Genomic DNA, 18264 nt, shown 5'->3' with positions numbered 1-18264 from the left:
ACCACCTTCGGTGGTCCCCCTCCCCTTGCAGGGGAGGATCATCAAGCCCCTCCCCGAGCGTAGGGCCAATTTCGCCGCTTGCCCCGCCGCACCAATCATCGCACATCTGCGGCCATGTCCCGCCAATCCTTCCGCCAGGCCTTGCGCGCCTTCCAGCATGTCCGGGGCGAGCCGCCCGAGCCGGGGTTCATTGCCGATCTCGAGTTTCTCGAGAACCGCGATCTCGATCTCTCGGTGCGCTCGGGGGCGCTGCTGGGGTTCAATGCGCTGCTGCTGACGATCGGCACGCATCCGGTCTCGGCCAGCCCCGGCGCGCCGCTCAGCCTCGATGCGGTGAGCCAGCCGGGGATGACGCTCCTCAGCCTCGCCGCGCTGGTGCCGCTGGCGGTGTCGAGCTGGCTGCTGCTTCAGGCGATGCTGCTGGGCGAGGAGTTCGAGAACGAGGGGCTGGAGGGCGATGCGCTGCGCCAGCGGCTGCTGGCGGCCTTCATCCGCTCGATCGATGCGCAGGCGCGGCGGCTGACATGGGCGATCCGCGCGACCATCCTCGGCGCGGGGCTGACGCTGGTGGTGTGGGCGGCGATCGTGGCGGGCAAGATGCTGTGACGGCGCTCAGCCCGCCTTGCGGGTGAGCACCGTGCGGTTGCGGGTGAGCCATGCCTCGCCGGCATCGTCGAGGAAGTCGACCTCCTTCAGCGTGACGAGGCTCGCCCCGTCGCGGGTGGTGGTGAGGCGGATGCGCGCCGGGCGGTCGTCGTCGGTGCCCTCCTCGATGGCGAGGATCGTCCAGTGCGCGGTATCGGTCGCGGCGGCGAGGGAGAGGGTCGCCTTGCCGAGTTCCGGCACGCGGCCGGCGCGGAAGCTGGTCGCGTATTCGGTGGCGCCGTCGGGCCCGAGCATCTCGAGCGAGGTGATGAAGACATTGCCGACCCGCGGCCCGTCATCGAAGATCGCGCGGCGGGTGAGGGTGTTGCCGTCCCCCTCGAGCGAGACGGTGACGGTCATCGGGATGCCCTGCCACTCGCCCGACTGGTAGTCGCGGTACTGCAGCTGCCCTTCCCAGGCGCCCGCCGTGGAAGCGCGGGCTTCGGCGAGGGTCAGCGCGGGGGCGGTTTGCGCGGCAGCGGGGGCGGCGGCGGTGAAGGCAAGAACGGCGGCAAGGGCGAGGCGCATCGTGGCAATCTCCTGATGGGGCAGCGCAGCTACGCGCCGGGCGGGCGCAAGGTTGCGCGACCGGCGCGGTGCGTCATGCCCCGAACACCTCTCCCGTATCCATCCGCACGCCGCGCGCGCCCTCGGTCGGGCGGTAGGCGTCGTAGAGCGTGGCTGCGGCATAGGAGACGAGCAGCGAGCGGCGGGGCGCGCCCGAGTGGTTGGTGGTGGCGCCGTGGAGCACGTCGGGGTCGAAGATCAGCACATCGCCCGCCTCGCCCGAGAGCACCTCGGCCACCGCCGCCTCATCATCCTCGCCGCCCCGGTGCGAGCCCGGGACGATCTGCGTCGCGCCGTTGCCCGGCCCATAGGGGTCGAGCCAGATCATCGCCGCCATCACCCGGCCCGGATTGCCGGCGGAATCGCGGTGCAGCGGCTGCGGCCGGTTGCCCTGACGCGGCGCGCGGCCCTCCACCTGCGAGAGGAAGAAGGGCACCTTGAGGACATGGCGCACCGCCTCGATCAGCACCGGCAGGCGGCAGGCGGCCTGCACGTGCGGGTCGAGATCGACCTGCGCGTGCCGCCAGTCGGCCCCGCGCGGCACCGGCCAAAGGTCCGAGGCCAACTCACCGGCATCGAAGGCGGCCTGCAGGAGAGCGACCCACTCCGCCGGCACGCCGCCGCGCACCAGCAGGAAGCCTTGCGCGTCGAGCTGCGCCCGCGCCCCGGGATCGAGGCCGGGAAGGCTGTGTGCCGCGATGACGGCAGCGGCGCTCAATCGTGCTCGCGGTCGCCGGCGCCCACGTAGAGCTGGTTGCCGACCTCGCGGAACTTTGCGCTCATTTCGGCCATGCCCTTTTCCGCCTCGGCCTCGCTGGCGACGAAGGTGTCGATGCCGGCATTCTGCTTCGCCGCGAAATCGCGCACTTCCTGCGTGATCTTCATCGAGCAGAATTTCGGCCCGCACATCGAGCAGAAATGCGCCGACTTCGCGCCTTCAGCCGGAAGCGTCTGGTCGTGGTACTGCTCGGCGGTTTCGGGATCGAGGCTGAGGTTGAACTGGTCGCGCCAGCGGAACTCGAAGCGGGCCTTGCTCAGCGCATCGTCGCGCACCTGTGCGGCCGGGTGCCCCTTGGCAAGGTCGGCGGCGTGGGCGGCGAGCTTGTACGTCACCACGCCCACCTTCACGTCGTCGCGGTCGGGGAGGCCCAAGTGTTCTTTGGGCGTGACGTAGCAGAGCATCGCCGTGCCATACCACCCGATCTGCGCCGCGCCGATGCCGCTGGTGATGTGGTCGTAGCCCGGCGCAATGTCGGTGACGAGCGGCCCCAGGGTGTAGAACGGCGCCTCGCCGCAGGCCTCGAGCTGCTTTTCCATGTTCTGCTTGATCTTGTGCATTGGCACATGGCCGGGGCCCTCGATCATCACCTGCACGTCCTGTTCCCAGGCGCGCTTGGTGAGTTCGCCCAGCGTGTAGAGCTCGGCGAACTGCGCTTCGTCATTGGCGTCGCGGATCGATCCGGGGCGCAACCCGTCGCCCAGCGAATAGGCGATGTCATAAGCCTTCATGATCTCCGTGATCTCGTCGAAGTGCTCGTAGAGGAAGCTCTCCTTGTGGTGGGCGAGGCACCACTTGGCCATGATCGAGCCGCCGCGGCTGACGATCCCGGTGACGCGCTTGGCGGTGAGCGGGATGTAGGGCAGGCGGACGCCCGCGTGGATGGTGAAGTAGTCGACGCCCTGTTCGGCCTGCTCGATCAGCGTGTCGCGGAAGATGTCCCAGGTCAGTTCCTCGGCGATGCCGCCGACCTTCTCGAGCGCCTGATAGATCGGCACGGTGCCGACGGGGACGGCGGAGTTGCGGATGATCCATTCGCGGGTGTCGTGGATGTTGCGCCCGGTCGAGAGGTCCATGATCGTGTCCGCGCCCCAGCGGGTCGCCCAGACCATCTTGTCGACCTCCTGCGCCACGTCCGAGGCCACGGCGGAGTTGCCGATATTGGCGTTGATCTTGACGAGGAAGTTGCGCCCGATCGCCATCGGCTCGCTTTCGGGGTGATTGATGTTGGACGGGATGATCGCGCGGCCCCTTGCCACTTCCTGCCGCACGAATTCCGGCGTGATGACATCGGGGATCTCCGCGCCCCAGCTTTCGCCGTCACGCACCAGATCCTTGGCGATTTCGCGCCCGAGGTTCTCGCGCTCGGCGACATATTCCATCTCGGGGGTGATGATGCCGCGCCGGGCGTAGTGCATCTGGCTGACGTTCATCCCCGCCTTGGCGCGCAGCGGGCGCTTCACCGTGTTGGGGAACTGCGGCACGCCGCCCGAGCGGTCGGGGCCGAGCCGGCCATTGTCCTCCGGCTTCACCTCGCGGCCCTCGTAATCCTCGACATCGCCGCGCGCGAGGATCCAGTCGCGGCGCAGCGGGGCGAGGCCGGCGCTGATGTCGATGCGCGCCTCGGGATCGGTGTAGGGGCCGGAGGTGTCGTAGACGCGCACGGAGGGCTCGCCCCCCTCGAGATCGATCTCGCGCATCGCGACGCGGATGCCGGAGCCGGTGCGCGCGCCGACGTAAACCTTGCGGCTGCCGCGAATGGGCCCGGTGGTTACGCCGATTTCGACGGGGCTGTTGATGTCGGCCATGATGCTCTCTCTCCTCATGGCGGAAAGCGAGCGGGGTTTTGGCACGGCGACCAGCCCACTCCCTCCGCCGATGCTAATCGGTTCAGGTTCGACGGGTCGGGCGATGCTAACCGCCCCTCTCAGCCTCAGCAGGCTCCCCGGGGATGGAGTGGGATAGACCCAGAAACCTGCGAAATCCATTCCTTTTGAATTACCCCGGCACAGATCTACGCACCACGAAACAGCATCCGAGCCGACGGTGTTTGGGCTCCAGAACCGAGCGACGACATTATGGCATATGCTCGATCTCCGGATGCGCGCAGACCGGTAAATCCAATCGACTGGACTAATCCCATGTATCGTCTTACTTTTGGATAGCTGATCCAAGGGGGGAACAGCAAAAGTCTTGGGGCGGGGGATATGAAGAAGCTTAGAAATCGCTTGCTTGTGACCGGCGTTATCGGTGCCGTAGTGCTGACCGGGTGTGCCGATGTTAAGGGAAACCCGGCGAACACCCAGGCTGAGGTCGAGCAAGAGAACGCCGACAGCGTGAAGATGGCTGGCGCCCAGAAGGCCATGGCGGTCGATCCGCTAACGGCTGTCTCGGCCGGTCTATCGATCGCCTCGAGCCTCAAATCGCTGTTCGGCAAAGACTCCAATCAAAGGGACCTCAAGGAAATCAAACGCAAGCTGAACGAGATATCGGCACAGAACAGCCAAATCCTGCAACGTCTCGGCGAGATCATGTCGATCCTGCAGAACCTTGGTGCAATCATTCGCGAGAATGTCCGGCTTGAAACAATCTACGAGAAGCAGGCCCGCCTTTCCGGCGAATCGAGCCAGCTTTATGAAACCTGGCTGGCAGAAATCGATGATCGTCGCGCCCGCCGACAGGCCGAGAACCGCTATCGGAACGACATACTGCCTGATGTGCGCGACGTGACGAGCCAATTGATGGACGAAGGCTACGGTTACAGCGCCTACGACACGGTGGGCCACGGAATGCTCATGGAATTCTGGATGAGCCGCCGCCTCGGAGAACGAGCATCGTTGCGGCGAACCAAGGCTGGCACATTCCTTGAGTATTTCGATCGCGCTCTCAACCCGGCAGTTGCGGGTTCACTCGGCAAACTGCTGGCGGAAGCAAAGGCGCAACAGGCCCGGCTCAAGGCCGTTCTTGATGCGGCTGACCAGCGCATCGGGGCGGATGGCTGGGAGGTCGCCGAACGCGAGTATCAGACCTCCAGAAGCAGCGGCAGGCGCACGACCTACAAAAAGATCAGAGTGCTGGTCAAAGCCAGTGGCAACCAGACAGACGGTTATGTGCTATCGCGCCGCGAAGTAGTTTTGCGCGAATGGGTCGAAGTCGAACCGCCTGAACGTACGGGCCCGTGCCCGGCATGCAAGAACATCGAAGCGGCATCTGAAAGTACGGGCAACAAGTCTCTTCCCCCCGATCCGATCGCCGGTGCCGACAATCCGGTTGCGCGGGTCAGCTATTGGAATGCTGTTCGCTCGACACTTGCACAGGCCGACAATGAAGTTGTCCTGTGGTCCAAGACAAGCGAAGTGATCAGAATCTACCGTGCCGAAGCAAAGGCAGTCGCTGCCGGAGGTTAACCGCAGGCGGGCATATGTGCGGGAGCGAGGGAGGGCACGGCCTAAATGCCCCCCTCGTCACCCATCTTGCCGAACGGTCACAACTACGCGCAGGTGATTGCTTTCCCTGCCGGACTTGCGTCCTTTAGCGCCCCCTCACTCCTCCCCTGCCGCGCCCAGCAAGCTCAGCGCCAGCAGCAGCGTCGCCAGCACGCCCGATCCGCCGGCGAGGGGGATCTTGCCGAAGATGTCACCCCCGCCTGCAATCGCCGCGCCGTTCGCCAGCATCGCGATACCGCCCGCAAGCGCCGTCGCACCGCCCAGCGCCTTGCTCCCCGCCGCCATCCGCGACAGACCAACCAGCAGCGCGGCGAGGCCCAGCAGCAGCTTGGCGGCGTTGTAGATGACGAAGGCGAAGGCGACGATCGCGCCCGCCGCGGGGGCGAGCGCGGGGTCGGCCTTGGCGGCGTCGGAGAAGGGGAAGAACAGCGTGAGGCCGATGCTCACCTGAAGAAAGTTGAGCACCGCGGCAAAGGCGATGGCGGCAAAGGCCAGCGTCAACCGCTCGGAGCGCACCATCGCCGCCCCGGCCAGCGCGGCGAGCAGCGGGAAAAGCAGGCCCTCGGTGCCCCACAGGAGCTGGCGCGGCACGTCCATCTTCGAAACGTACAGCGCGGTGTAGACGCTCTGGGTGACGCAGGCGAGGATCAGCAGGACGGCAATCGCACGGATGGTGCGCTGGTGAGCGAAAGGCATGGAAGTGGTGACCCCTGTTGGCAAGCTAGACAGCGTATGGCGACAGGTTCGCTGCGCCGTGCGGTCAGGTTACAGCAGGGGCCGCGCGCTTCCTTTCGGATTCCTCGCTTTGTGCGAGAGCCGGATGGTGGCGCGCGGCGCCTATTCGATCACGCGCCCGCGCACCATCACGAAGTCGACCTTCTCGAGCACGGTCACGTCCTTCAGCGGATTGCCCGCGACCGCAATGATGTCCGCCGAATAGCCCGGTGCGAGCTTGCCGATCTGGCTCTCCATGCCCAGCACCTTGGCCGCGACCGTGGTGGCCGTGGCCAACGCCTCGCGGTCGGACATGCCCTGCTTCTTCAGCAGTGCAAATTCCTGCGCATTGCGCCCATGCTGGAAGACCCCCGCATCGGTGCCGAAGGCGATGGTGACGCCATACTGGCGCGCGCGGGCAACGAGCGAGTTCATCAGCGGCTGGGTCATCCGGATCTTCTCCTCGACCGTCGGGGTGTAAATCCCCTTGCCGAGCCCTTCCGACACGCCCTGGAAGGCCATCAGGGTCGGCACCAGCACCACGCCGCGCTCACGCATCGCCTTGCCCGCCGCCTCGTCGATGAAGCTGCCGTGCTCGATGGTGTCGATCCCGGCCTCGGCCGCCTGCTGGATGCCGCGCGCGCCGTGGGCGTGGGCCATGACCTTGAGGCCAAGGCTGTGCGCGGTGTCGGCGATCGCCTTCATTTCCTCGGGCGTGAAATGGGCCTCGAGCCCGCGGCCCTGCTGGCTGAGCACGCCGCCGGTCGCGGTGATCTTGATGATGTCCGCGCCATTCTGGCTGGCGAGCCGCACCTTGGCGGCGCATTCGACCGGGCCGGTGCAGTTGAAACCGCTATCGAGCAGTTCGTTCACTTCGGGGCGGAAGCCGCTGACGTCGGCGTGCCCGCCGATGATCGAGAGCGCGGGGCCGGCGGCGATGATGCGCGGGCCCGGGATGATGCCCTCGGCGGTGCCGCGCCGCAGCGAGAAGGCGGTTTCCTGCCCGCTGCCCGCCTCGCGCACCGTGGTGAAGCCGGCGAGCGCGGTGATGCGCGCGTTCTTGGCGCCGACGACCACGCCCCATTCGTCGGGCTCGGTCGCCTCCTTCCAGAAATCGCCGCCCGGATCGCCGGTGAGGTGGGTGTGAAGATCGATCAGGCCGGGGAGTACGGTCCTGGTCTTGAGGTCGATCTCGCGGTCGGCCTTGACGCTGTGGCCGGGGGTGATCGAGACGATCTTGCCGTCCTCGACCAGCACCGTCGCCGGGCCGCTCGCCTCGCCCGAAGCATCGGTGATGACGCTGCCCGCGCGGATCGCGACGGTTTCGGCCTGCACGGGCGCGCCGGCGAGCGCGGCGGCAAGCATGGCTGCGCCCGCGATCAACTGCCCTCGAAATGCCTGGATCATGCCCAATCTCCCCTGTCCGTTTTCTCTGTTCTCCGTGATGCTACGCAGCTTGGTCCGTGGCAAGCCCCGGCGGGAAATTCAGGCGGCGTTCAGCAACGAATCGCGACTAAAAGCATGATTTGTCACGGGGGTTCCGATGGCTGGATTGCGCGCACACCTTCTGGCCGGCCTTGCGCTGGCACTTGCTCCGGCCGCAACGCTGATGGCGCAGGATCCCGCGCCCGAGACGCCGTCGGCAGAGCCGACCGAGAACGAGATCATCGTCGAAGGCTATACCGAAAAGGAAGTGCGCAACTTCCTGTGGCGCTCCGTCATCCCGACCGGGCGCGTGATCGCCAAGCGCACTGGCCCGGTGTGCGTGGGGATCGACAACGTCCCCGCCGTGCTGAGCGAGCCGCTCAAGGCGCGGATCGAGCATAACCTCGACACGCTCGGGATCGAGCGCGCCACGCCGGGCTGCAAGGTCAACGCCGTGATCGTGTTCGATCGCGATGCCCACGGCTTCGTCAACGCGCTCTCGCGCTATGAAGGCGGGGCGGCTTTTGACGCGCTCTATCTGCCGGAACGGCGGCGTCTGATCGAACCGGTGCGTCCGGCCTATAACTGGCATTACATGAATCTCGAACAGCTCCAGCAGTTTCTGGGAACGCCCCAGCCCCTGACGCGGCAGGGCGCGAGCCTCGGGCGCGGGTTCCAGGGCGTCGGCTTCGACAACAGCGCCGAATCGCGACTGGCGCTCTACGCAACCCCGGCCGAGATCAGCAAGACCTTCTCGGTGGTGGATATCGACACCATCGACGGCATCACCATCGAACAGCTCGGCGATTACCTGACGATGCAGATGCTGGTGGAATTCCGCCCGGACGTGAAGGGCTGGGTTCCGGCGGATTCGATCCTTAACCTGTTCACGCCCTCGGGCGCCAATCCCGATGCGCCGCCCGAGATGTCGACGCTCGACCGCATCATTGTGCGCGAGATGTACCGGACCCGGGGCAACTACGGCAACGGCGCGATCCGCAACTCGATTGCGCGCGCGTCGGTCAGGGAGCTGGAGCAGACAGGGGCGCTGCTCGCGCAGCGGTGATCGCGCGCCGGGTGAAAGGCGTTCATCGGCGCAGGATAGGCCCCGCATGATGCCCGTCCCCCCTCGTCTGCGCTCCATCGAAAGCTTGATGCGGCGCGCCCTCGCCCATGGCAGGGCGCGGTGCGCAACACAGGGGACGAACCAACGCCAATCGCCGTTACGGCGATGATTTGTCATGGGGATTGAAATGACAGGTTTGCCCGCACGTCTTCTGGCCGGCCTCGCGCTGGCGCTTGTCCCGGCGGCTGCGCTGATGGCGCAGGAGGCAGCGCCCGCAGCGGCTCCGGCCGCCAACGGCGAAGAGATCACCAACGAGATCATCGTCGAGGGCTATACCGAAAAGCAGGTCCGCCAGTTCCTGTGGCGCGCGCTGAGCGACACCGGCAATGTCCTTGCCAAGCGCAAGGACCCGGTCTGCATCGGGATCGACAACGCGCCCGATGCGCTCGCCAAGCCCCTGCGCGCGCGGATCGAGGCGAACCTCCAATCGCTCGACATCCCGCGGGGCGAGCCGGGGTGCACCGTCAACGCGGTGATCGTGTTCGACCGCGATTCCCACCGCTTCGTCAACTGGCTGGCGGACCAGAACAGAGGCATCGCCTATGCCTCGCTCTACCTTCCCGAAAGGAAGCGCCTGATCAAGCCGGTGCGGCCCGCCTACAACTGGCACGTCGTGCGCACGGCCGAGAAGGAGCGGCCGCTCGGCACCGGCCAATCGCTGACCCAGCAGGGCGCCAGCGGCGGGCGCGGGTTCCAGCTGGCCGGCTTCGGCCCCGGCGGCCGGTTTCTCTCCGACGCCACCCCCGTGGAAACCAGCAAGACCTTCTCGGTGGTCGATTACGATGCGCTGGAGGGGATCACGATCGAACAGCTCGGCGACTACCTGACGATGCATATGCTGGTCGAGCTGCGCCCGGGGACAAGCGAGAGCGTTCCGGCGGATTCGATCCTCACCCTGTTCTCCGAGAGCGGCAGCAACGCCGATGCCCCGGCCGAAATGTCGGCGCTCGACCGGACGATCCTCGCGCAGATCTACGGGGCGAGTGACACCTACAGGGTCGGCGCGGTGCGCAGTTCGATTGCGCGCGCCGCGATCGAGCGGCTGGACGATGACGGCGCGCTCAAGGCAGAGCCGTGAGCGCGCGTCGGCTCAGAAGGTGTAGGACACCCCGCCGCCGAGGATGAACTGGTTCGCGTCGCCCCTGACGGCGGTGTAAGGCGTGTCGGCCCCGTCGCCCACCAGCCGCGAATAGCCGCCCACACCGGTCAGCGCCCAGCCCCCGTTCAGGGGATTGCGGTCGAGATCATAGGCGAGGATCGCGGTGGTGCCGATGCGGTTCACCCCGCCATCCGCGCGGAACTGCGCAAGGCCGCTCGCAGCGCTCTGCGCGGGAGTGACGGTGAAGTAGTAATCGGCGAAGCGGTCGGTGACGATCTCCATGTTTGCCTGGGCTTGCAGGGTGAAGGCCTTGCCGAGGAGGGTGCGGTAGCCGACCTGCGGCTCGATCACCCAGCCCTCGTGCGCGCCGAGGATGTCGCGCCGGGCCTGCACGCCGATGGTGAGCTGGTCGAGCGGCTTGATCGCCCCGCGCCACGCGACCGCGACATTGGCGCCCACTTCGAGCGCCGCGTCGAGCTTGCCCGCGCGCGCCACCACCGCGTCGGAGATGCGGTTGTTGCGATCGTTGCGGAAGCGGAGGGCCGGGCCGAAGGCGAGGCGCGGGCCCTTCTTGGGGACCATCGCGGGCTTGGGCGAGTTGAAATCGAGCACGAAGCCCGGCCCGTTCGGCGCGATCCCTACCCCTCCCACTCGCCCGGCGATCAGCGGCAGGGGGAAGGCGATGTAATCGTTCGATCCCGCATAGCTCGGCACCAGCCCCGCGCCGAGGCCGATCGTCGCCCAGGTCTCGTCGAACACCGGCTTGGTGAAGGTCATGGGCGGCTTGGCGGGAGGAGGCGGCGGAGAGGCTGGCGGCGGCGGTGCGGGCTGTCCGGCCTGCGCATCGGCGGCGGCAGCATCGGCCTCGGCAACCTCGGAAGCCTGCGCGGGCACGGAAGCAAGCGCGATTGCGAGCGTCAGCGGAGCGAGTGAAAGGCGGGTTTGCATGGGGGTGCGATCCTCGGAAAATGGGGGTTTGAGCGGGCAAACGCGGGTGCCCTCTAATGTTTCCGGGTAATGTTGCAACATCGCAATTCCGGTGCCTCCCGCACCGCGGACCGCCAGCGCGATTGCCCATTACCGCCGCCTCGCCTAGGGCGTTAGACCGATGGTCGATTCACCCAACAGTTACGCCGCGCCCGACGCGGCCCCGCTCGATGTCGTCATCGTCGGCGGCGGGCTGGCAGGCGGGCTGATCGCGCTCGCGCTCCACCGCCATGCGCCGGGGTGCCGCTTCGTTGTGATCGAGGCGGGGCGCACGCTCGGCGGTCACCACCGCTGGAGCTGGTTCGAGACCGACATCCCGATGCGCGAACGCGCGCTGATGGCTGGCTTCCAGTTGAACGGCTGGGACGAGGGCTACGACATCACCTTCCCCGGCTTGGGGCGCACCCTGCCGACGTCCTACCGCTCACTCGCCAGCGCCGAATTTCACCGCGCGCTGATGGCGGAACTGCCTGGCGAGCGGGTGATGCTGGAAACGAAAGCCGCCAGCCTCGATGCAGGCGGCGTGACGTTGGCGGACGGCAAGCGCCTTGCCGCCCGGCGCGTGATCGATTGCCGCCCGTTCAAGCCGTCAAAGCACCTTGCAGGCGGCTGGCAGGTGTTCCTCGGCCAGCACTTCAAGTGCGAGAAGCCCCACGGCCTCGCCCGCCCGGTCATCATGGATGCGAGCGTCGACCAGCTCGCCCCCCACGGCAATGGCGAGGCCTACCGCTTCGTCTATGTCCTCCCGCTGTCGGAAGACGAGGTGTTCATAGAGGACACCTATTATGCCGACCAGCCGAAGATGGACGCCGATGTCCTCAAGGGCCGTGTCGCCGAATATGCCCATCGCCACGGCTGGAAGTGCGAGGTGATCGACCAGGAGGCGGGGATCCTCCCGGTGATATCGGGCGGGGATTTTGCCGCCGCCACCGCCGAGGTCGCAATTCCCGGCGTCGCGCTGGCGGGCGCGCGCGGGGGCTTCTCGCACCCGCTCACCAGCTACACCCTGCCCTTCGCAGTCGACAATGCGCTCGCCATCGCGAAGATGATCGCGCGGCGGCCTGACCTCTCGGGCGAGGAACTCGCCGCCTTCTGCGCGCGCCGCGCCCGGCGCCACTGGCGCGCGACCGCCTATTACCGGATGCTCAGCCGGATGCTGTTCGAGGCTGCCGAGCCCGGCAAGCGGGTGGTGGTGTTCGAGCATTTCTACGCGCTGCGCGGGGCATTGGTGGAGCGTTTCTACGCCGGTCGATCGACCTGGCCCGATCGCCTGCGCATCCTCACGGGCAAGCCCCCCGTAGCTATCCCGCGCGCCATCCGGGCGCTGTTTTCTTCAGGCAAGCCTCTCAACACGGAGACCCCGGCATGAACGCCGATGCGAAGCTCAACCTCTCGGGCGCGAAGGGTGTGAACCCCGCCCTCGCCGCGCGCTATGACGGCCGCACCGCCTGCGTGATCGGCGCCGGTTTCGGCGGCATGGCGCTGGCGATCCGGCTGCAATCGGCGGGGATCGCGACCACGGTGTTCGAAAGCCGCGACAAGCCCGGCGGGCGCGCCTATTTCTGGGAGCGTGACGGCTTCACCTTCGATGGCGGACCGACCGTCATCACCGATCCCGATTGTCTCAAGGAACTCTGGGGCCTCACCGGCCACGACATCGCCGAGGATGTCGAGCTGATGAGCGTCATGCCCTTCTACCGCCTCAACTGGCCCGACGGCACGAATTTCGATTATTCGAACGACGAGGCGAGCCTCAACGCCGAGATCGCCAAGCTCAACCCCGCCGACGTCGCGGGCTATGCGCGCTTCCTCGAATATTCCGAGCGGGTCTACAAGGAAGGCTACTTGAAGCTCGGCACCGTGCCGTTCCTCGATTTCAAGTCGATGCTCAAGGCCGCGCCCGCGCTGATCAAGGAGCAGGCGTGGCGCTCGGTCTATTCGATGGTCGCAAGCTATGTCGAGAACGAGAAGCTGCGCGAGGCGCTCAGCTTCCATACGCTGCTGGTCGGCGGCAACCCGATGAACACCTCCTCGATCTACGCGCTGATCCACAAGCTCGAGAAGGACGGCGGCGTGTGGTGGGCGCGCGGGGGCACCAACCGGCTGATCGCGGGCATGGTGCGCCATTTCGAGCGCCTCGGCGGCCAGATGCGCATCGGCGATCCGGTGGTGCAGGTGCACACGCTCGGCACCAAGGCCACGGAAGTCGAGACCAAGAGCGGCTTCAAGCAGCGCTTCGATGCTGTCGCGTCCAACGCCGACATCATGCACTCCTACAAAGACCTGATGTCGCAGAGCGCGCGCGGCAAGCAGATGGCCAAGAGCCTCGGCCGCAAGACCTATTCGCCCTCGCTCTTCGTGGTGCATTTCGGGCTGGAGGGCACCTGGCCCGGTATCCCGCACCACATGATCCTGTTCGCCAAGCGCTACAAGGGTCTGCTCGACGACATCTACAAGAACGGCGTGATCCCCGAGGACTTCGCGATCTACCTCCACCACCCCACCGTCAGCGACCCGAGCATGGCGCCCGCGGGCAAGAGCACCTTCTACGCGCTCGTCCCCGTCAGCCACATGGGCAAGATGCCGATTGACTGGGACGAGGTCGGGCCGAAGCTGGAAAAGATGATCTTGGACGAGCTCGGCCGCAGGCTGATCCCCGACATCCACTCGCGGATCGTGACCAAGTTCAGCTACGCGCCCAAGGACTTCAAGCAGGACTTGAACGCCCACATGGGCAGCGCCTTCAGCCTCGAGCCCGTGCTGTGGCAAAGCGCCTGGCTGCGCGGCCACAACCGCGATGACGTGATCGACAACTACTACCTCGTCGGCGCGGGCACCCACCCGGGCGCGGGTATCCCGGGCGTGGTGGGGAGCGCGAAGGCGACCGCCGGGCTGATGCTGGAGGATCTCGTGGTCCGGTAATCCTCCCCTTCAGGGGAGGGGGACCACCGAAGGTGGTGGAGGGGCGAGCGATGATAAGAGGTCAGAACGACACCGTCAAACTCGCCCGCAAGCTCCGCGCCGAAATGACGCCGCCGGAAATTGCGCTCTGGCAAGCCCTGCGCACCCGGCCCGGAGGCTACAAGTTCCGCCGCCAGCATCCTGCCGGAATCTACGTGCTCGATTTCTTCTGCTCGAAGGCGCGGCTGGCGATCGAAGTGGACGGCAGGGCGCACGACAGTGCACCGGTGATCGCCAAGGACGCCGCCCGCTCGCGGTTCCTGCGGGACAACGGAATTGCCACCACGCGCATTCCGGCGAAACTTGTGCTTGAAGATATCGAGGCCGTGGTTAGGCGGCTGGTGCAAATCTGTGACGAAAGAATGGAAGGCATGACCTGCTCGCCCCTCCCCCATCCTGCGGATGGTCCCCCTCCCCGTTCCGGGGAGGATCGGTCGTGAAACGCCTCGCCGTATACTGCGGGTCGGCCTCGCCAGAGGATCCGCGTTACATCCAGCTCGCCTATGACGTTGGCGCGGAGCTTGCCCGCCGCGGAATCGGGCTCGTCTATGGCGGGGGCAAGCTCGGCCTGATGGGCGCGGTCGCGCGCGGGGCGAAAGAGAACGGCGGCCATGTCATCGGCATCATCCCCGAGGCCCTCGTGCGCGCCGAAGTCGCCAACCATGACTGCGACGAGCTCGTCACCGTCTCGGGCATGCACGAGAGGAAGCAGCGCTTCACCGACCTCTCCGACGGCTTCGTCACCATCCCCGGCGGGGTGGGCACGATGGACGAGCTGTGGGAGGCGATCAGCTGGTCGCAGCTCGGATACCACACCAAGCCCGTGGGCCTGCTCAATGCTTTCGGCTTCTACGATCACCTGCTTGCCTTCAACGCCAAGATGATCGAGGTCGGCTTCATCCGTCCGCAGCACGCCGGCATCATGATCGCCGCCGAAACCTGCGGCGACCTCCTCGACAAGATGGCGGCCTACGAGCCCCACACCCCGATCTTCCGCATGAAGGCCGAGGAGCTGTAGGCTTTCCGATGGCGGTCGATCCCGCAACCCGCGCCGCGCTGGTCGAGCACGCCCGGCTGACGATCAAGCACGGCTCGCAGAGCTTCTCGGCGGCCGCGCGGCTGTTCGACCGCGAGACCCGCGAGCGCGCCTGGCTGCTCTACGCCTGGTGCCGCCGCGCAGACGATATTGCCGACAATCAGGAGCTGGGCGGCGAGCTGGGCGACCAGAGCGACCTTGCGGACCGCCTCGCCCATATCCGCCGATTGACCGCGCTCGCCTTCGAGGGCCAGCCCACGGGTGATCCGGCTTTCGATGCGCTGGGTGTGGTCGCCGCCGAGGTGGGCCTCACCCCGCAAATGGCCGAGGACGTGATCGCCGGCTTCCAGCTCGATGCCGAGGACTGGCGCCCGCGCACGGAACGGGACATGCTGCGCTATTGCTACCATGTCGCGGGCGCGGTGGGCGTCATGATGGCGGTGGTGATGGGGGTCTCGCCGCAGGATCAGGAGACGCTCGACCGGGCGAACGACCTGGGCCTCGCCTTCCAGCTCTCCAACATCGCGCGCGATATCGTCGAGGATGATGCGGCGGGGCGCTGCTACCTGCCCGTCGAATGGCTGGTCGAGCAGGATATCGAGCCCGGCCAGCACACCAAGCCGCACCACCGCAAGGAACTGGCCGAAATGGCCGCGCGGCTGGTGGCGCTGGTGGAAAAGCACGAGGCGGCGGCGCGCGTGGGCGCGGCAAAGCTCCCCTTCCGCAGCCGCTGGGCGGTGCTCTCCGCCGCGCGCATCTATGGCGCAATCGGCCGCAAGGTCCGCGCGCGGGGAACCAGGGCGTGGGACTCGCGCACCTTCGTGCCGCGGGGCGAGAAGGCGCTCTACGGCGTGCGCGCGTTTCTCTCGGCGGTGCTCAACCGCGAGAAGATGCCCGAGGGCGGGATCGACTGGGGGATTGCCGATTACCGGCCCAAGGGGTGAGGCGAAGCGGTTTCCTTTGCAACCTAGCCGCGCTAATCCCGCTCGCATGAAAGCCCTTCTCGCTCTAGCCGCCCTCATGGCCGCCGCGCCGCTTGCCGCGAATTCTCCGACCAGTGAGCAGATCGCGGTCATGAACGGCGCCCGCGCCTTCTTCGGAGCGCTGCGCAGTGGCGACAAGACTGCGCTGGCCCGCCACATGATCCCCGATGGCATGATCTTCATCCATAATCGGATGAAGCCCGATGCGCCCCGCGTCGATGTGGTTCCGGTTGCCGATCACTTGAAACGATGGGAAAATTCTCCGCAAAAGGTCGTGGAGTGGATGAACTTCGATACTGTCCTGGTGGATGGCGACATGGCTCAGGTATGGGGGCCGTATTATTTCACGATCGCCGGCAAGCTCAGCCACTGCGGCATCAACTCACTTAGCATGGTCAAAACCGCCGATGGCTGGAAGGTGGCCAACACCAGCTTTACGATGGAAGCACCGGACAAGTGCGATGATATCGTGAAGCGGATTGATGGGGCGACCGTGAAGACGGAGGCAGTTCGGAGATGATCCGCAAACTCCTGATCGCCAACCGGGGCGAGATCGCCTGCCGGATCATGCGCACCGCGAGGGCGATGGGCGTGGCGACGGTCGCGGTCTATTCCGACGCCGACGCCAAGGCGCTGCATGTGCGGCAAGCCGACGAGGCGGTGCACATCGGCCCCTCGCCCGCCGCCGAGAGCTATCTCGTGGGGGCGAAGATCATCGCGGCGGCCCAGCAGACCGGGGCGGACGCGATCCATCCGGGCTACGGGTTCCTCTCGGAAAATGCCGACTTCGCGCAGGCCGTGATTGACGCGGGGCTGATCTGGGTCGGCCCCAAGCCGTCGAGCATCCGCGCGATGGGCCTGAAGGACGCGGCCAAGCAGCTGATGCGCTCGGCGGGCGTGCCGGTGACGCCGGGCTACGACGGGTCGGACCAGTCGGTGGAGCGGCTCACTGCAGAGGCCGAGGCCATCGGCTACCCCGTCCTCATCAAGGCGGTCGCGGGCGGTGGCGGCAAGGGGATGCGCAAGGTCGATGCGCCCGAGGATTTCGTGGCCGCGCTCGAAAGCTGCCGCCGCGAGGCCAAGGCGAGCTTCGGCAATGACGAGGTGTTGCTGGAGAAGTGGATCACCTCGCCCCGCCATATCGAGGTGCAGGTGTTCGGCGATGCCCACGGCAACGTCGTCCACCTGTTCGAGCGCGACTGCTCGCTCCAGCGCCGCCACCAGAAGGTGATCGAGGAAGCCCCCGCCCCCGGCATGGACGAAGCCACCCGCGAAGCGATCTGCGCCGCCGCCGTGCGCGCCGCCAAGGCGGTCGACTACGAGGGCGCAGGCACGATCGAATTCATCGCCGACGCCAGCGAAGGCCTGCGCGCTACCCACATCTTCTTCATGGAGATGAACACCCGGCTTCAGGTGGAGCACCCCGTCACCGAGGAGATCACCGGGGTCGATCTGGTCGAATGGCAACTGCGCGTGGCGAGCGGCGAGCCGATCCCGCTCAAGCAGGAAGACCTCAAGATCAACGGCCACGCCATCGAGGCGCGGCTCTATGCGGAAGATCCGGCGAAGGGGTTTTTGCCGAGCACAGGGAAGTTGGAGCGTCTTGATTTCGGCTTACCCTACCGGATCGATACAGGCGTGTTCGAAGGTGCCGAGGTTTCGCCCTTCTATGACCCGATGATCGCCAAAGTCATCGCTTTCGCCGACGACCGGGACGACGCAATCGACACGCTGATCGACTCGATAACGGGGCTTCAGGTCTGGCCGATCCGAACCAATGCCGCCTTTCTTCGTCGCTGCGCCGACCATCCCGATTTCCGCGCGGCCAATCTCGATACCGGCTTCATCGGTCGGTATGAGAATGAACTCATTCCGTCCGACGCGGCATCAGAGGTCGAATGGCAGGCGGCGGCTGGGTTCGCCCTTGCTGACCAGTCATCAGAGGCTGAGTATCTGCCGCAGGGTTTTCGGCTTAATGCTGCTTCGACTGCAAGGGTGGCCCTGAGCCATGCGGGCGAAACGCGGGTCATCGAGCGCGAGGCTGCAACCGTTCCGATCCATGCCGATTTCGGGACGATGATGCTGGCGGGCGGCGACGAGAACCCGCGCGCGTTCTCGGCCAGAGTCACCGATGACGAGATCGTGCTGTTTTCGGAAGGCCGGGCCATTGGCTTCTCGCGCTCCGTCCGCGGCACCGGCCAAGCCTCTGCCGCAGACGGCGCGATCATCGCGCCGATGCCGGGCAAAGTCATCGCGGTCGATGTGACCGAGGGGCAGGCCGTCACCGCCGGGCAGCGGCTGCTGGTGCTCGAGGCGATGAAGATGGAACACGCCCTCACCGCGCCGTTCGACGGGGTGATAGAGGGGCTGGCCGTCAGCGCGGGCGGGCAGGTTCAGGTCGAGGCGGTGTTGTGCCGGGTGGTGCCTGCTAGCAAAGAATAGGCTTGCCCACCCCCGGCCCCTCCCGCAAGCGGGAGGGGAGAAGAAGGCGCGGGCC

17 protein-coding genes and 1 riboswitch are annotated in these 18264 nt (G+C 66.6%); of the genes, 11 read left to right on the top strand and 6 right to left on the bottom strand.

Annotation, left to right across the window (positions count from 1 at the left end):
- Positions 1–114 precede the first annotated feature (114 nt).
- Complete coding sequence (locus AX708_RS07110; RefSeq protein WP_067489843.1) at positions 115–606, top strand: hypothetical protein; 492 nt, start codon at positions 115–117, stop codon at positions 604–606.
- A gap of 6 nt (positions 607–612) precedes the next feature.
- Here the strand turns inward: AX708_RS07110 and AX708_RS07105 are convergent, their stop codons facing one another.
- From AX708_RS07105 to thiC, 3 genes are all read right to left on the bottom strand, one after another.
- Positions 613–1173, bottom strand: coding sequence for a hypothetical protein (locus tag AX708_RS07105; protein WP_067489840.1), 561 nt, complete (start codon positions 1171–1173; stop codon positions 613–615).
- Positions 1174–1246: 73 nt separating this feature from the next.
- Positions 1247–1930 (bottom strand): phytanoyl-CoA dioxygenase family protein, encoded by a 684-nt coding sequence (locus tag AX708_RS07100; RefSeq protein WP_197426357.1) that lies wholly within the window; start codon positions 1928–1930, stop codon positions 1247–1249.
- On the bottom strand, positions 1927–3798 hold the full coding sequence (thiC, locus tag AX708_RS07095) for a phosphomethylpyrimidine synthase ThiC (RefSeq protein ID WP_067489837.1): 1872 nt from the start codon (positions 3796–3798) through the stop codon (positions 1927–1929). The genes AX708_RS07100 and thiC overlap by 4 nt, the downstream gene beginning before the upstream one ends.
- A gap of 41 nt (positions 3799–3839) precedes the next feature.
- A riboswitch (TPP riboswitch) is annotated at positions 3840–3948 on the bottom strand.
- 249 nt (positions 3949–4197) lie between these two features.
- On the opposite strand from thiC, the gene AX708_RS07090 reads away from it, so the two are divergent.
- A complete protein-coding gene (locus tag AX708_RS07090) occupies positions 4198–5397 on the top strand; it encodes a hypothetical protein (protein WP_067489834.1) in 1200 nt (399 codons plus the stop codon).
- 135 nt (positions 5398–5532) lie between these two features.
- Here the strand turns inward: AX708_RS07090 and AX708_RS07085 are convergent, their stop codons facing one another.
- Together AX708_RS07085 and AX708_RS07080 are read right to left on the bottom strand one after the other, a co-directional pair.
- Positions 5533–6132: a thiamine biosynthesis protein ThiC gene (locus AX708_RS07085; RefSeq protein WP_067489831.1), complete on the bottom strand. Its 600-nt coding sequence runs from the start codon at positions 6130–6132 to the stop codon at positions 5533–5535.
- Positions 6133–6273: 141 nt separating this feature from the next.
- Positions 6274–7557 (bottom strand): amidohydrolase family protein, encoded by a 1284-nt coding sequence (locus tag AX708_RS07080; protein ID WP_067489828.1) that lies wholly within the window; start codon positions 7555–7557, stop codon positions 6274–6276.
- A gap of 136 nt (positions 7558–7693) precedes the next feature.
- Between AX708_RS07080 and AX708_RS07075 the strand changes: the two genes are divergently transcribed.
- Together AX708_RS07075 and AX708_RS07070 are read left to right on the top strand one after the other, a co-directional pair.
- Entirely contained in the window at positions 7694–8641 is a 948-nt protein-coding gene (locus AX708_RS07075; RefSeq protein WP_067489825.1) for a hypothetical protein, read from the top strand.
- A 187-nt stretch (positions 8642–8828) separates the two neighbouring features.
- Positions 8829–9779, top strand: a complete 951-nt coding sequence (locus AX708_RS07070; protein WP_156454544.1) for a hypothetical protein — start codon at positions 8829–8831, stop codon at positions 9777–9779.
- 12 nt (positions 9780–9791) lie between these two features.
- Here the strand turns inward: AX708_RS07070 and AX708_RS07065 are convergent, their stop codons facing one another.
- Positions 9792–10748: a MipA/OmpV family protein gene (locus tag AX708_RS07065; protein ID WP_067489820.1), complete on the bottom strand. Its 957-nt coding sequence runs from the start codon at positions 10746–10748 to the stop codon at positions 9792–9794.
- A gap of 160 nt (positions 10749–10908) precedes the next feature.
- Between AX708_RS07065 and crtY the strand changes: the two genes are divergently transcribed.
- The 7 genes from crtY to AX708_RS07030 are packed head-to-tail and all read left to right on the top strand — an operon-like array spanning position 10909 to position 18209.
- Entirely contained in the window at positions 10909–12156 is a 1248-nt protein-coding gene (gene crtY, locus AX708_RS07060; RefSeq protein ID WP_067489817.1) for a lycopene beta-cyclase CrtY, read from the top strand.
- On the top strand, positions 12153–13709 hold the full coding sequence (locus AX708_RS07055) for a phytoene desaturase (protein ID WP_082747212.1): 1557 nt from the start codon (positions 12153–12155) through the stop codon (positions 13707–13709). The genes crtY and AX708_RS07055 overlap by 4 nt, the downstream gene beginning before the upstream one ends.
- Positions 13710–13759: 50 nt before the next feature.
- Positions 13760–14188, top strand: coding sequence for an endonuclease domain-containing protein (locus AX708_RS07050; protein WP_067489814.1), 429 nt, complete (start codon positions 13760–13762; stop codon positions 14186–14188).
- The gene (locus tag AX708_RS07045) at positions 14185–14766 is read left to right on the top strand and encodes a TIGR00730 family Rossman fold protein (protein ID WP_067489811.1); all 582 of its coding nucleotides are present in this window, start codon (positions 14185–14187) and stop codon (positions 14764–14766) included. The genes AX708_RS07050 and AX708_RS07045 overlap by 4 nt, the downstream gene beginning before the upstream one ends.
- 8 nt (positions 14767–14774) lie before the next feature.
- The gene (locus AX708_RS07040) at positions 14775–15728 is read left to right on the top strand and encodes a phytoene/squalene synthase family protein (protein WP_067489808.1); all 954 of its coding nucleotides are present in this window, start codon (positions 14775–14777) and stop codon (positions 15726–15728) included.
- A gap of 46 nt (positions 15729–15774) precedes the next feature.
- Positions 15775–16287 carry a hypothetical protein gene (locus AX708_RS07035; RefSeq protein WP_156454543.1) on the top strand — a complete coding sequence of 171 codons (513 nt, stop codon included), beginning with the start codon at positions 15775–15777 and terminating at the stop codon, positions 16285–16287.
- Complete coding sequence (locus AX708_RS07030) at positions 16284–18209, top strand: acetyl/propionyl/methylcrotonyl-CoA carboxylase subunit alpha (RefSeq protein WP_067489802.1); 1926 nt, start codon at positions 16284–16286, stop codon at positions 18207–18209. Before AX708_RS07035 ends, AX708_RS07030 begins: the two co-directional genes overlap by 4 nt.
- Positions 18210–18264 lie beyond the last annotated feature (55 nt).

The organism is Erythrobacter sp. CCH5-A1 (genome assembly GCF_001557115.1).
Lineage (GTDB): Bacteria > Pseudomonadota > Alphaproteobacteria > Sphingomonadales > Sphingomonadaceae > Erythrobacter.
Note: the sequence above shows the minus strand (reverse complement) of the source record. Positions and strands in the feature narration are given on the sequence as shown.

Bases quoted from the DNA above. Each gene is read 5' to 3' on its own strand.
- AX708_RS07110 (WP_067489843.1), top strand. From the start codon at position 115: ATGTCCCGCCAATCCTTCCGCCAGGCCTTGCGCGCCTTCCAGCATGTC.
- AX708_RS07105 (WP_067489840.1), bottom strand. From the start codon at position 1,173: ATGCGCCTCGCCCTTGCCGCCGTTCTTGCCTTCACCGCCGCCGCCCCC.
- thiC (WP_067489837.1), bottom strand. From the start codon at position 3,798: ATGGCCGACATCAACAGCCCCGTCGAAATCGGCGTAACCACCGGGCCC.
- AX708_RS07090 (WP_067489834.1), top strand. From the start codon at position 4,198: ATGAAGAAGCTTAGAAATCGCTTGCTTGTGACCGGCGTTATCGGTGCC.
- AX708_RS07085 (WP_067489831.1), bottom strand. From the start codon at position 6,132: ATGCCTTTCGCTCACCAGCGCACCATCCGTGCGATTGCCGTCCTGCTG.
- AX708_RS07080 (WP_067489828.1), bottom strand. From the start codon at position 7,557: ATGATCCAGGCATTTCGAGGGCAGTTGATCGCGGGCGCAGCCATGCTT.
- AX708_RS07075 (WP_067489825.1), top strand. From the start codon at position 7,694: ATGGCTGGATTGCGCGCACACCTTCTGGCCGGCCTTGCGCTGGCACTT.
- AX708_RS07070 (WP_156454544.1), top strand. From the start codon at position 8,829: ATGACAGGTTTGCCCGCACGTCTTCTGGCCGGCCTCGCGCTGGCGCTT.
- AX708_RS07065 (WP_067489820.1), bottom strand. From the start codon at position 10,748: ATGCAAACCCGCCTTTCACTCGCTCCGCTGACGCTCGCAATCGCGCTT.
- crtY (WP_067489817.1), top strand. From the start codon at position 10,909: ATGGTCGATTCACCCAACAGTTACGCCGCGCCCGACGCGGCCCCGCTC.
- AX708_RS07055 (WP_082747212.1), top strand. From the start codon at position 12,153: ATGAACGCCGATGCGAAGCTCAACCTCTCGGGCGCGAAGGGTGTGAAC.
- AX708_RS07050 (WP_067489814.1), top strand. From the start codon at position 13,760: ATGATAAGAGGTCAGAACGACACCGTCAAACTCGCCCGCAAGCTCCGC.
- AX708_RS07040 (WP_067489808.1), top strand. From the start codon at position 14,775: ATGGCGGTCGATCCCGCAACCCGCGCCGCGCTGGTCGAGCACGCCCGG.
- AX708_RS07035 (WP_156454543.1), top strand. From the start codon at position 15,775: ATGAAAGCCCTTCTCGCTCTAGCCGCCCTCATGGCCGCCGCGCCGCTT.
- AX708_RS07030 (WP_067489802.1), top strand. From the start codon at position 16,284: ATGATCCGCAAACTCCTGATCGCCAACCGGGGCGAGATCGCCTGCCGG.